Annotated in this window: 12 protein-coding genes; 9 read left to right on the forward strand and 3 right to left on the reverse strand. The window is 68.7% G+C overall.

Annotation, left to right across the window (positions count from 1 at the left end; genetic code table 11):
• Nucleotides 1-4: 4 nt before the first annotated feature.
• Genes ABNQ38_RS25435 through ABNQ38_RS25455 form a run of 5 tightly spaced genes read left to right on the forward strand, consistent with a single transcriptional unit; the run spans nt 5 to nt 6645 of the window.
• Nucleotides 5-1900 carry a hypothetical protein gene (locus ABNQ38_RS25435; protein WP_377808638.1) on the forward strand — a complete coding sequence of 632 codons (1896 nt, stop codon included), beginning with the start codon at nt 5-7 and terminating at the stop codon, nt 1898-1900.
• The gene (locus tag ABNQ38_RS25440) at nt 1900-2706 is read left to right on the forward strand and encodes a hypothetical protein (RefSeq protein WP_377808639.1); all 807 of its coding nucleotides are present in this window, start codon (nt 1900-1902) and stop codon (nt 2704-2706) included. The genes ABNQ38_RS25435 and ABNQ38_RS25440 overlap by 1 nt, the downstream gene beginning before the upstream one ends.
• A gap of 30 nt (nt 2707-2736) precedes the next feature.
• Nucleotides 2737-4767 (forward strand): glycosyl hydrolase family 28-related protein, encoded by a 2031-nt coding sequence (locus ABNQ38_RS25445; RefSeq protein WP_377808640.1) that lies wholly within the window; start codon nt 2737-2739, stop codon nt 4765-4767.
• A complete protein-coding gene (gene terL, locus ABNQ38_RS25450) occupies nt 4764-6290 on the forward strand; it encodes a phage terminase large subunit (protein WP_377808641.1) in 1527 nt (508 codons plus the stop codon). The genes ABNQ38_RS25445 and terL overlap by 4 nt, the downstream gene beginning before the upstream one ends.
• A 34-nt stretch (nt 6291-6324) precedes the next feature.
• Nucleotides 6325-6645, forward strand: coding sequence for a hypothetical protein (locus ABNQ38_RS25455; RefSeq protein WP_377808642.1), 321 nt, complete (start codon nt 6325-6327; stop codon nt 6643-6645).
• A 14-nt stretch (nt 6646-6659) separates the two neighbouring features.
• Here ABNQ38_RS25455 and ABNQ38_RS25460 read toward each other — a convergent pair whose 3' ends face one another.
• A complete protein-coding gene (locus tag ABNQ38_RS25460) occupies nt 6660-6878 on the reverse strand; it encodes a hypothetical protein (protein ID WP_109048021.1) in 219 nt (72 codons plus the stop codon).
• Nucleotides 6879-7222: 344 nt separating this feature from the next.
• Between ABNQ38_RS25460 and ABNQ38_RS25465 the strand changes: the two genes are divergently transcribed.
• The 3 genes from ABNQ38_RS25465 (at nt 7223) to ABNQ38_RS25475 (ending at nt 10082) form a co-directional block, all read left to right on the forward strand.
• Entirely contained in the window at nt 7223-7597 is a 375-nt protein-coding gene (locus ABNQ38_RS25465; protein WP_377808643.1) for a DUF952 domain-containing protein, read from the forward strand.
• Nucleotides 7594-8667: a quinone-dependent dihydroorotate dehydrogenase gene (locus ABNQ38_RS25470; RefSeq protein ID WP_109048019.1), complete on the forward strand. Its 1074-nt coding sequence runs from the start codon at nt 7594-7596 to the stop codon at nt 8665-8667. Before ABNQ38_RS25465 ends, ABNQ38_RS25470 begins: the two co-directional genes overlap by 4 nt.
• 128 nt (nt 8668-8795) lie before the next feature.
• Nucleotides 8796-10082: an EAL domain-containing protein gene (locus ABNQ38_RS25475; protein ID WP_377808644.1), complete on the forward strand. Its 1287-nt coding sequence runs from the start codon at nt 8796-8798 to the stop codon at nt 10080-10082.
• A 9-nt stretch (nt 10083-10091) separates the two neighbouring features.
• On the opposite strand, the gene ABNQ38_RS25480 is transcribed toward ABNQ38_RS25475, so the two are convergent.
• Nucleotides 10092-10439, reverse strand: coding sequence for a type II toxin-antitoxin system PemK/MazF family toxin (locus ABNQ38_RS25480; protein WP_377808645.1), 348 nt, complete (start codon nt 10437-10439; stop codon nt 10092-10094).
• On the reverse strand, nt 10436-10681 hold the full coding sequence (locus tag ABNQ38_RS25485) for an AbrB/MazE/SpoVT family DNA-binding domain-containing protein (protein ID WP_377808646.1): 246 nt from the start codon (nt 10679-10681) through the stop codon (nt 10436-10438). The genes ABNQ38_RS25480 and ABNQ38_RS25485 overlap by 4 nt, the downstream gene beginning before the upstream one ends.
• A 201-nt stretch (nt 10682-10882) precedes the next feature.
• Here ABNQ38_RS25485 and thrS point away from each other — a divergent pair, with 201 nt between their 5' ends.
• Nucleotides 10883-12847 (forward strand): threonine--tRNA ligase, encoded by a 1965-nt coding sequence (thrS, locus tag ABNQ38_RS25490; protein ID WP_377808647.1) that lies wholly within the window; start codon nt 10883-10885, stop codon nt 12845-12847.
• The last annotated feature ends 14 nt before the right edge of the window (nt 12848-12861 follow it).

The following is a 12861-nucleotide window of genomic DNA, read 5'->3' on the forward strand; positions in this document are numbered from 1 at the left end:
CGTGATGGGACGGCTGCATCAGGTCAAGACTAACTTCACCGCCGGCGAGGTGTCGCGCCGCCTGCTGGGGCGCGGTGACCTCAAGGCCTACGACAACGGTGCGCTGGCTCTGCGCAACCTGTTCATCGACCCGACCGGCGGGGTGACGCGGCGGTCGGGGCTCGCCTTCACTGCGCTGGCGCGTGGCGACGGGCGGCTGGTGGCGTTCGAGCGCAATGCCGAGCAGACCTATCTGCTGGTCTTCACCGACCGCTGGATCGACGTGTTCCAGGGCGGCACCCGGCTGGCGTCGGTCGCCGCCCCCTGGACGTTGACGCAACTGGCGCAGATCACCTGGACGCAGAGCGCCGACACGCTGCTGGTCTGCCATCCCGATTTGCCGCCGCGCAAGCTGACGCGCGGCGACGATGGCGGCTGGACGCTGCCGGACTGGGCCTTCGCGGTCGAGGGCGAGCTGGTGCGCATCCCCTTCCACCGCTTCGGCGATCCGGCGGTGACGCTGACGCCGTCCGGCACCACCGGGGCGATCACGGTCACCGCGTCGGCTTCCGTCTTCGATCCGCGCCAGGACGGCACCCGGATCCGCATCAAGGGCAGGCAGCTGCTGGTGACCGGCGTGGTGTCGGCCACCCAGGTCAATGCCACGGTGAAGGAGGCACTGGCCGACACCCAGCCGACGACGGCTTGGGAGGAGCAGGCCTTCTCGGCCCATCGCGGCTGGCCGGTGTCGGCGGCCTTCCATCAGGACCGGCTGGTGATCGGCGGGTCGCGCGACCTGCCCAACCGGCTGTGGCTGTCGCGGTCCGCCCAGATCTGGAATTTCGATCTGGGCGAGGGGCTGGACGATCAGGCCATCGAGTTCGGCATCCTGTCCGATCAGGTGAATGCGGTGCGCGCCGTCTTCTCCGGCCGGCATCTGCAGATCTTCACCTCGGGCGCCGAGTATATGGTGACCGGCGACCCGCTGACCCCGCAGAGCATGCAGGTCAACCGGCAGACGCGCATCGGCTCGCCGATGGACCGCGCCATCCCGCCGCGCGATGTCGAGGGGGCGACGCTGTTCGTGCCGCGCAACCGGCGCGAAATCCGCGAGTTCCTCTACACCGATACCGAGGCCGCCTATCAGGCGAACGACCTGGCATTGCTGGCCCGGCATCTGATGGCCGGCCCGCGCGACCAGGATTACGACCAGAACCGCCGGCTGCTGTTCGTCGCGATGGAGGACGGCACGCTGGGGGCGCTGACCGCCTACCGGGCGGAGGATGTCACCGCCTGGACCCTGCTGGAGACCGACGGGGCTGTGCGCTCCGTCGCTGCGGTGGGGGACGAGGTCTACACGCTGGTGGAGCGGCGGGGCGTGTGGACCGTCGAGCGGTTCGACGACGGGCTGAACCTCGACACCGCCGTCACGGCGGAGCGGGGTGAGGCAACCGCCGTCTGGGGCGGGCTGGCGCATCTGGAGGGACGGACGGTCGCCGTCGTCGCCGACGGGGTGATCCGCAACCTCGCCACCGTCCAGGCCGGCAGCGTCACGCTCGACCCGCCGGCGCGCAAAATCGAGATCGGACTGCCCTACACCCACCGGATCGAGCCGTTGCCGCCCAACCTGCTGGGGCAGGCGGCCGGGGCCGACATCGTCCGGCTGGTCGCCGTCACCTTCCGGCTGGAGGAGACAGCGGCACTGCGCGTCGATCTGGGGCGCGGGTTGCAGGAACTTCAGCTTCACCGGCTGGGGCCGCAACCGGCCGGCGGGGTGCCGCCACGGGTGTCGGGCGACCGGCGGTTACGGGCGCTCGGCTGGCGCCACGACACCGATGTCCCGCTATGGCGCATCGAACAGGATGCGCCGCTGCCTTTCACGCTGCTTTCCGTGACCATGGAACTGAAGGTGAATGACTGATGGGTGGAATCACTCCCCTCGTGACCACGGCGCTGCCGCTGGCGAACTCCGTCATCGGCACCGTGCGCAATGCCGGCTCCGCATCGTCCAGTGCCGCAGCCCAGCAGGCTTCCGCACAGCAGGCCGCGGCTGAACTGGAATACAAGCGCCAGCAGGATGCGGCGCAGGCCGCAGCCGCGCAGGCGGCGCTGGAACAAAAGTACCGCGAGGAAGCGACGGCGGCCGAGCGCAACGCCCAGGCCGCGGCGACGGCCCGCCAGCAGCAGGCCCAGCTGGAGGCCGAGGCGCAGGCCCGCCAGTGGGCGCATGACGCCGAGTTGCGTCAACAGGAGCAGGAGCTTCAGCGCCAGAAGGACGAAACTGCGGCGGCCGCGGCGGCGGCGGCGCGGGCCAAGGAGATGGACGATTTCCGCGGAGCACAGGAGCAGACGCTGGCCCAGCTGCGCGCCGGCCAGGAGGAGACCGTCCGCGCCAGGGAGACCGATGCGCAGACCCAGCTCGCCCAGCTGACCGCCGCGGCGGATGCCGCCGAGCAGCGCCGGCTGGCGGCACTGCGTCAGGCGGTCAGCAAGACCCGCGCCGGGTTGGGCGCGCGTGGCGTCACCGCCCAGGACGGGTCGGGCGAGGCGATCCTGCTGGGTCTGACCAACTCCAGCGAAACCGAGCGCAAGGACGCCCAGGCGACCGACCAGCTGAAGCGCGCCGCCATCCAGCAGGGGCTGGACGATGCCAAGCGCCGCAACCTGCTGGAGTTGTCGCAACTCGCCGACCGTCAGCGACTGGAATACATGAGCAAGTTCTTTTGAGGAACGGCTCCATCCTCCGGAGACCCCCCGATGTCCACGCCGCTTCTCATCCCGCGCGGAACCCCGCGCGTCCAGTATCTCGCAGACGGCATGCAGCGGGTCTTTACCTACCCGTTCCCGATCTTTGCCGCCGAGGATCTCCAGGTCTTCCTGGGCGCGGCACTCCAGAGCACCGGCTATGCGGTCAGCGGAGCCGGTGCGACTGCGGGCGGGGCGGTGACCTTCGCCGCCGCACCGGCCGAGGGGACCGTCGTGCTGCTGCGCCGGCGGCTGCCCATCGAACGGCGCAGCGATTTCGGCGAGAGCGGGCCGCTGCCGGCTGCCGCCCTCAACGGCGAGCTGGACCGGCTGACGGCCATGCTCCAGCAGGTGGCGGGCGATCAGGAACTGATGCTGCGCTATGGCGACAGCGATCTGCCGGCCTCCCCCCTGCTGCCGGAGCGGGCCTTGCGCCGGGGCAAGCTGCTGGCCTTCGACAGCGCCGGCAATCCCACGATCCGTCCGCCGGTGGACGAGGAGGCGCTGGCGACCTATGTGCCGCCGGGTGCCGGCGCCACCGCCCGGCCGGTGCGCGACAAGCTGGCCGATCTCGTGTCGGTGAAGGATTTCGGCGCGGTGGGCGACGGGCTGGTCGACGACACGCTGCCTTTGCAGGCGGCGCTGACCTCCGCCCGTGCGGTGTTCGTACCGCCGGGCAGCTACCGCATCGCCAACACGCTGACGCTCGGCCATGGCCAGACTCTGTATGGGGCGGGGCAGGCGTCGGTGATCCGGGGGGCGTCGAACGGCTTCGACCTGATCCATCTGCCGGACGGCTACGCCACCCTGTCCGGTCTGCGGCTGGAGCAGGGCAAGGCCGGGGTGCGGCTGTTCGGACGCGACGGCGCTTGCGTGCAGAACAGCCTGACCGACCTGACGCTGTGGGAGCCGGAGGTGGGGCTGGTCTTCGACGGCCACACCGATCCGAACCTGCCCTGCTACTGGAACAACATCGCCCGCGTGCTGGTGGCGCGGCCGTCGCGCCATGGGGTGTGGCTGACCCGGACGGGAGCCGGCGACACGCCCAATGCCAACCGCTTCCAGGCCGTGCGGGTCTATTCGCTGTCGGCGCCGATGAGCGGCTGCGGCTTCTTCGTTGAGCAGGGTCGCTTCAACAACGCCTTCTTCGACTGCGAGGCCAACCTGTGGCCCGAAGCGGAAGCCTGCTTCCGTGTCGGCGCCGTCACCGACAAGACGCTGATCGTGAATTTCTACGCCGAATCGCTGGGCGCCCTGCCGAACCTGCAGCTGGATGCCGGATCGGTGGAGACGGCGGTCGTCAACCTGTTCTCCGCCGCCGCCGGTCCGGCGATCCTCGACCGTTCCGGCGGGCGCTATACGGCGGTCAATGCCGGCTATCCGGAGAAGAACCGGCTTCAGCGCAGCCGCATCACCGAACTGGTGGTGGAGGCGCTGCGTTACGACACCGAATATGTCGAGCCGGCCGGCGGCGGCGTGGTGGCGCTGGACCTGAGCAGTTCGGTCTATCTGGCCAGCGCCTATGCCGGGGCGGTGGAGTTGCGGCTCCCCAAGGCCGAGGACGCCAACGGCCATGCGGTGACGATCAAGCGCACCGATGCGTCGACCAACACGCTGACGGTGACCGAGACCGGCGGGCCGGGCCCGGACGGGCGGGTGCTGTCGCTGGGCAACCGGTACGACTTCGTGACGCTGGTGTCGAACGGTGCCGGCTGGTGGATCGTCGCCGGCAACAACCCGCCCGGCAACGCCCGCTATCACGAGGCTCCCGGCCTGTTCGAGCCGGACCTGAACCAGCAGCTCTATCTGGTCAGCGCCTGGAACGGGGCGGTGGAGGTGCGGCTGCCGGCGCCCTCGGCCCCGCATGCGGTCGGCCGCACGGTCACCGTCAAGAAGTCCGACACTGGCGGCAACCGCGTCACCGTCACCCAGGCCGGCGGCGGCGGGCCGGACAGCGAGGCCATCGCGCTGACCGCGCAGGGCCATGCGGTGACGGCAATGTCGAACGGTGCCGGCTGGCAAATCCTGGGGCGGAATCCATGAAGGAAAAGGACGATGACGGTTTCCGCGCCTTTGTCCAGGGCTGGAACGCCATGGTGGAGCTGAAGACCCCCGCCCACCATGCGCGGATGGCTGGCTGGTTGGAGGATCATATGGCCGGGCAGAGCCGGCGCATGCTGCTGATGGCCTTCCGCGGGTCGGGCAAATCGACGCTGGTCGGGCTGTTCGCGGCTTGGCTGCTGCTGCGCGATCCCAACCGGCGGCTGCTGGTGCTGGCCGCCGACCTGAAGCTGGCGATGAAGATGGTGCGCAACGTCAAGCGCATCCTGGAGCGCCATCCCGATTGCAGCCACCTGAAGCCGCCCTCATCGGTGCGGGACCAGTGGGCGGCCGACCGCTTCACCGTGGTGCGGCCGATGGAACTGCGCGACCCGTCGATGGCGGCGGCCGGCATCGGCGGCAACATCACCGGCAGCCGTGCCGACGTCGTGATCTGCGACGACGTGGAGGTGCCGCGCAACGCCGACACCGCGGTGAAGCGCGCGGCCCTGCGCGAACGGCTGTCGGAGCTGGAGTATGTGCTGGTGCCGGGCGGGGCTCAGCTCTATGTCGGCACGCCGCATGCGCAGGACAGCCTCTATGCCGGGGAGAGCGACGACGGCAGCCCACCCTTCCTCGACGGGTTCGAGCGGCTGGTCCTGCCGGTCTACACCGAGGATGTCGAGGGCAACCGCAGCTACGCTTGGAAGGAGCGCTTCGGCGAGGCGCATGTCGCCCGCATACGCAAATCGACCGGTCCCAACAAGTTCACCAGCCAGATGCTGCTGCGTCCGGTCAGCGTCACCGATGGGATACTGAATGTCGAAAAGCTCGGCCGCTACGACGCGGAGCTGGAGTATCGCGAGGCGCTGGGGCGCGCGGTGCTGACGCTGGACGGGGTGAAGATGGTCTCCGCCACCTGCTGGTGGGATCCGGCCTTCGCCCGGCCGGCGGGGGAGGGGGACGGCAGGTCCAAAGGCGGCGACGGCAGCGTGGTCGCCGCCGTCTTCGCCGGGGAGAACGAGCGCTTCTACCTGCACCGGGTGCTGTATCTGTCCGTCGATCCCAGGGCGGAGGAGACGGAGGCCGACCAGCAATGCATGCAGGTCTCCCGCTTCCTGGCCGACAACCATCTGCCGGCGGTCCACATCGAGATCAACGGTCTCGGCCGTTTCCTGCCCGGACTGCTGCGCAAGCGGCTGCGCGACGACCGGCTGGCCGCAGGCGTGGTCGAGAAGAACAGCCGCACGCCCAAGGCGCAGCGCATCATCAAGGCCTTCGACGCCCTGCTGGCCGACCGTCGCCTGTTGGCCCACCGGCAGGTCTGGCAAACGCCGCTGATCCGCGAGATGCGCGACTGGCGCCCGGATGGCCGCTATCGCGGGCCCGACGACGGGCTGGACGCGGTTGCCGGCTGCCTGGGCGCCGAACCTTGCCGCTTCGACCGCAGCACCACCCCGCCCGAGCGCCGCGCCGACTGGCGCGGTGCGGGCGCCGTGGTGGCCCCTGCGGACTGGGAGCTTTGAGTCGTTTCCACATCAACACGAACGGGAGACCCCGATGCATGAGTCCCTGACCGCGGGCCTGGATCTCGCCTGGTGGATCACCGCCGTCGAGTTGCCGGCGATGGGCGGGCTGTTCTGGCTGATCGCGCGGGTGCGCAAGGATGCGGACAGCGCGCTGGACGATCTGCGCAACCGGGCGGAGGAGGCCCAGGCGCAGGTGCGCGAGAGCCTTGCCGCATACAAGCTGGAGGTCGCGAAGACCTATGTCTCCTTCGCGACTCTCAAGGACGTCGAGCAGCGTCTGACCGACCATCTGCTGCGGATAGAGACCAAGCTCGATTCGGGCTTCATGCCGTTCGAAGGCGGGCGGCGCTGACTGGAAAAGCCGGGTCAGTCGGCGTGGTGGATCATCGCCTGGTAGATCTTCCAGGCGATTTCGACCGACACGCCGCCGGCCCGCGCGCCCGCCGCCAGCATGGTGGCGCTCGGCTTCAGCGGGACCGCGGTCTGACCCGGCTCGCACAGCGCGCCCATGGCGGTGACCGACGCGCCCAGATCCGTTTCGCAGGACGAGGTCTTCTTCAGCAGGCTCATGGAGATGGCGTTCATGGCGGGTCCTCCGTTGACTTGGTTCTGTCACAGCAAAAGCGGTGCCAGTCGCCGGAGCTGGGCCAAATCCAGGAATTCCGGGGGATTTACGAGGGGGTGAGCGGGCAATGACCATGATCCGGGGACGAATGCCGCCGCCGAATTTCAAAAATACCCGCAAAATGCCGAATAGTTTCGAGTGTGCTTTGCAAAATGCAACGCGCGAAGCGTGCGGAATTGCAATCGGGGAGTCGATCTTGCGTTGTGCCGCCAGTCGCAATCCGCGGGCTGCGACCCGTTACGGCCAGGCTGCGGCTTCGAGGTCTCTGGCCGCTGGGCATGCATTGCGTTAGTGTCCGACCGTCATGACCGACCGAATCATTCACCACATGTGCCGCGCGGACGAGTGGGACGCCGCCCGCCCGGCCGGCCGCTATCCTGGCTCGTCCCAGGACGTCCAGGACGGCTTCATCCATTTCTCGACCGCCGCACAGGTGGTGGAGAGTGCGGCCAAGCACCGCGCCGGCCAGGACGGCCTGCTGCTGCTGACGGTGGACGCCGACCGGCTGGGCGATGCCCTGCGCTGGGAACCGTCGCGCGGCGGCCAGCTGTTCCCGCACCTCTACGGGCCGCTGCCGTTGGACGCCGCGCTGCGGGTCGATCCGCTGCCGCTGGGACCGGACGGGCGCCATGTCTTCCCGGCCGGCTTTCCCTTCACCCTTCAGGACCTCGTTCCGTGATCGACCTCTATCCGCTTGCCGGGCCGCTGCTGTTCCGCTTCGACCCTGAGACCGCGCATGGCCTGACCATCAAGGCGCTGAAGTCCGGACTGGTCCCGCCGGCCCGCGGCAGGGACGAGCCGGCGCTGCACACCCGCGTCTGGGGGCTGGACTTCGCCAACCCGGTCGGGCTGGCCGCCGGCTTCGACAAGAATGCCGAAGTGGTCGACGCCATGCTGAACCTGGGCTTCGGCTTCGTCGAGCCCGGCAGCGTCACCCCGCGGCCCCAGCCCGGCAATCCGCGCCCCCGCCTGTTCCGGCTGGTGGAGCAGCGCGCGGTGATCAACCGCATGGGCTTCAACAACGAGGGGCTGGAGGCCTTCGCCCAGCGGCTGGAACGCCGCCGTGACTCGGCCAAGCGGGCGTCCGGCATCGTCGGCGCCAACCTGGGCAAGAACAAGGACACGGTGGATGCCGCCGACGACTATGTGATCGGCGTGCGCCGGCTGGCGCCGCTGGCCGACTATCTGGTCGTCAACGTCTCCTCCCCCAACACGCCGGGCCTGCGCGCGCTTCAGGGCCGTGACCCGCTGCGCGCCCTGCTGGAGCGGGTTCTGGAGGCGCGGGCGTCCTGCGGCCTGACCCGCAATCCGCCGCTGCTGCTGAAGATCGCCCCCGACCTGACGGTGGAGGACAAGAGCGACATCGCCGCGGTGGCGCTGGAGTCCGGCATCGACGGGCTGATCGTCTCCAACACCACCATCGCCCGGCCCGACAGCATCCCGGCGGCGATGCGCAGCGAGGCCGGCGGCTTGTCCGGCCGTCCGCTGTTCGAGGCCTCCACCTCCGTCCTGCGCGAGATCTATGCGCTGACCGGCGGCAAGCTGCCAATCGTCGGCGTCGGCGGTGTCGCGACCGGCGAGGATGCCTATGCCAAGATCCGCGCCGGCGCCTCGCTGGTGCAGCTCTATTCGGCGATGGTCTATGCCGGGCCGGCGGTGGTCCACCGCATCCGCCGCGAACTGGCGGAGCTGCTGCGCCGCGACGGCTTCCAGTCGGTGGCCGAGGCGGTGGGGGCCGATCACCGCTGATCGCGCGCAGGGTGGAGCCGGCGGCGGCGTAGCATTAACGGATCGTCAAGCGGGCGTCCCGACAGTGGGTCCCACGGTTGGAACGCCCGCAAGGTCCGCATCATGCTCCTGCCGGAGGCTGCGAACCCGTGAAGGCCCTGACCGCCGATTTCCGCCCCGGCACCGCCGTCCCGACCACGGCGGCGCCCACCACCCTGGTTCCCGCCATGACCCTGCTGACGCACCTCGTCTATGCGCTGGCCTATCTGATCGCCGGCGGTTCGGCCGGTGCGGCGCTGTGGGCGCTGCGTCCGGAGGCCGATCCGCTAGTGGCGTGGCTGGCGGGGGCGCTGGTGGTGCTGGCCGGCGCGCTGGTCCATGAGGCGGTGACGCGGTTGGAGCGCGAGCGCAAGGCTGCCCGCCGCATCGCCCGCCTGAACGACCGGGTGGAGGAACTGGCCCTGCTGCTGGAGCGGCGGCTTGCGGCCGATTCCGGCGCCCAGCCCGACGGTGGGGTGCGGTACGACGCGGTGATGCAGGAGGTGAAGCTTCTGCAGTCACTGGTCGCCCGCCTGACCGAGCGGCGCGCGCCCCGTCCGCCGTCCGTCAGTGGGGAGCGCCGTCCCGCGCCGTCCGCAGCGCCTTCCGCCACCCCCTCCGCATCGCCCTCTGCCGCCGCCGTTCCCGCCGCGCCCCCGATGGACGACGCGGCGGTGCTGGAGGCGGTGCGCGACGCGCTGAAGGCCGACCGCATCGACGTCTATCTCCAGCCCATCGTCAGCCTGCCCCAGCGCAAGCATCGCTTCTATGAGGTGTTCTCGCGCGTGCGCGCCGCCGACGGGCAGCAGATCATGCCCGACCGTTATCTCGACATCGCCGAGCGCGAAGGGCTGATCGCCACCATCGACAATTTGCAGCTGGTGCGTTGCGTCCAGCTGATCCGCGAGACGGAACGGCGCCAGCACGCCATCGGCTTCTTCGCCAACATCTCCGCCGCGACGCTGGCCGATGCGGAGTTCATGCGCCAGTTCCTGAACATGATGGCGCAGAACCACGCCCTGGTGCCCAAGCTGGTGTTCGAGCTGAGCCAGCACGCCGTGAGCGCGGGCGGAGCGGTGACGATGGGCATCCTGTCGCAACTGGCGCGGCTGGGCTTCCGCTTCTCGATGGATCAGGTGACCGACCTCGCCATCGACCTGGACCGGCTGCTGCGCCACGAGTTCCGCTGCATCAAGCTGGACCGTGCGCTGGTGCTGGATCCCGCCAACGCCGGGCGCATCCGCGAGCTGCGCCACCGCTGCGCCGCCGAAGGGATCGACCTGATCGTCGAGAAGATCGAGACGGAGAACCAGCTGGTCGATGTGCTCGACACCGGCTTCGATTTCGGCCAGGGCTATCTGTTCGGCGAACCGCGGTTGAGCCGGAAGCCTGAGTGATCGGGGTTTCTAGAGGCCGATCAGCGCAGCGAGCTTTCCACGGACTTCGGCCAGGATCGCCGATGGCGCGCGTGCGCCGGAGAACAGCAGCGGCCGGGCCATGGTGTCGATGCTGCGAAAATGGCTGGTCAGGATTTCGCCGGAGATCGGCGGGCCCGGCGGCAGTACGGCACTGCTGGGGAATGGGCGGACACGTGTGGTGATCGGGCACACGATTGCAAAACGGGTCGCTTGCCAGAATGCATGCGGCGATACGATCAGCGCCGGTCTGCGGCCGCCCTGCTCACGTCCCGTCCGTGGATCGAAGTCAGTCCAGACGAGGTTGCCGGCTTCCGGTTCCCAATCCCCTTCGGTCATTCCTCAACGACCTCACGACCGACATCCGGCCCCCAGTCGAACGCTTCCCGCATCGCCTCCGGCGTGACGCCCTTCATGAGTTCGTCGAGGCTGTAGCGGGGGCGATCCGCAGTGATGACGATCCGGTCGCCCTCCGCCTTGATGTCCACCCTTGCGCCGTCGCGCAACCCCACCTGACTGGCGATGTCCTTAGGGATGCGGATGCCCAGGCTGTTGCCCCATCTTGCGAGCTGGACCTGCATGCGCGTGGCCTCCCTGCCGCTGCGATGATCGGTTTCTGGATATCCACAGGATATACGGCGGGCGTGGCAAAAATAAAGCCATGAGTTGCCCGACAGCCTTGATTTCCGCAGCCGCGCTTGACATTCCCCCACGCGGCGATGGAAATTTCGCGTTCCCGGCCAAGTCCGGGCACCCGATGCGGGTGAGACCAACACTAGTAAATGGTGACTTCGGTGACGTCCAACATCGCCATCACGCTGCCCGACGGCAGCGTGCGGGAGTTCGACCGGCCGGTGACGGGGCTCGAGATTGCCCAGTCCATCGGTTCGCGCCTGGCCAAAGATGCGCTTGCCGTCAAGATCGACGGCACGGTGAAGGACCTCACCACCACCGTCACCACCAACGCCAAGATCGAGATCGTCACGCGCAACCACGGCGACGCTCTCGAGGTCATCCGCCACGACGCCGCCCATGTGCTGGCCGACGCGGTGCAGAAGCTCTATCCCGGCACGCAGGTCACCATCGGCCCGTCGATCGCCACCGGCTTCTACTATGACTTCGCGCGCGACGAGCCGTTCACGCCCGAGGATCTGGAGAAGATCGAGGCGAAGATGCGCGAGATCGTCGGGGCCGACATCCCCATTGTCCGCGAGGTCTGGGACCGCGACGAGGCGGTCGCCTACTTCAAGAAGCTTGGCGAGCATTACAAGGCCGAGCTGATCGAGGCGATCCCGCAGGGCGAGCCGGTGTCGATCTACCGCCAGGGCGACTGGCTGGATCTGTGCCGCGGCCCCCACGCCATGACGACCGGCAAGGTCGGTCAGGGCTTCAAGCTGATGAAGGTGGCCGGCGCCTACTGGCGCGGCGACAGCCGCAACCCGATGCTCCAGCGCATCTACGGCACCGCCTGGCGCGACGAGAAGGAACTGAAGGCCTACCTGCACCAGATCGAGGAGGCGGAGAAGCGCGACCACCGCAAGCTGGGCAAGGAACTCGACCTGTTCCATGTCCAGGAAGAGGCGGTCGGCTCGGTCTTCTGGCATCCGAAGGGCTGGACGCTCTACCAGACGCTGGAAAACTACATCCGCACCAAGCTGAAGGGCGCCGGCTATGTCGAGGTGAAGACGCCGCAGCTGATCGACAGCTCGCTGTTCAAGGCGTCGGGCCACTGGGACATGTATGGCGACAACATGTTCAAGGTGGAAGCCGACGGCGGCGAGAAGCTGCTGGGCATCAAGCCGATGAACTGCCCGGGCCATGTCCAGATCTTCCGCCACGGCCTGCGCTCCTACCGCGACCTGCCGATCCGCATGGCGGAGTTCGGCGCCTGCCATCGCAACGAGCCGTCGGGCGCGCTGCACGGCATCATGCGCGTGCGCGCCTTCACCCAGGACGACGCCCACATCTTCTGCACCGAAGATCAGGTGCAGAGCGAGGCGGCCGAGTATTTCAAGCTGCAGCTCGGCGTCTACAAGGACCTGGGCTTCGACAAGATCTCGGTGAAGCTGGCGCTGCGCCCGGATGTCCGCACCGGCGCCGACGAGCTGTGGGACCGTGCCGAAGGCGCGCTGGCCCAGGCGCTGCGCGACGCCGGGCTGGAGTATGAGGAACTGCCCGGCGAGGGTGCCTTCTACGGCCCGAAGGTGGAGTTCCACCTGACCGACGCCATCGGCCGGACCTGGCAGTGCGGCACCTTGCAGTACGATCCGAACCTGCCGGAACGGCTCGATGCCAGCTACATCGGCGAAGATGGCGCCCGCCATCGTCCGATCATGCTGCACCGCGCGATCCTGGGGTCGATGGAGCGCTTCATCGGCATGCTGATCGAGCATTACGCCGGCAAGTTCCCGCTGTGGCTGTCGCCGGTCCAGGTGACCGTCGCCACCATCACCAGCGAGGCCGACGGCTATGCCGAGGAAGTGGCCAAGCTGTTGAAGCGCAAGGGCCTGCGCGTCGAACTCGACACCCGCAACGAGAAGATCAACCTCAAGGTCCGCGAGCACAGCCTGCAGAAGGTGCCGCTGATGCTGATTGTCGGAAAGCGTGAGGCGGAAGAGCGGACGGTCGCGCTCCGCGTGCTGGGCGGCAAGGATCAGGAAATTCTTGCCCTCGACGCGGCGGTTGCTAAACTGCTTGAGGATGCGAAATCGCCCGCCGGCGATGTCGTGACCGATTCGCCATTCTAACGGACCGCGTGACG

This window comes from Azospirillum sp. A29, from assembly GCF_042604625.1.
Taxonomy (GTDB): domain Bacteria; phylum Pseudomonadota; class Alphaproteobacteria; order Azospirillales; family Azospirillaceae; genus Azospirillum; species Azospirillum palustre.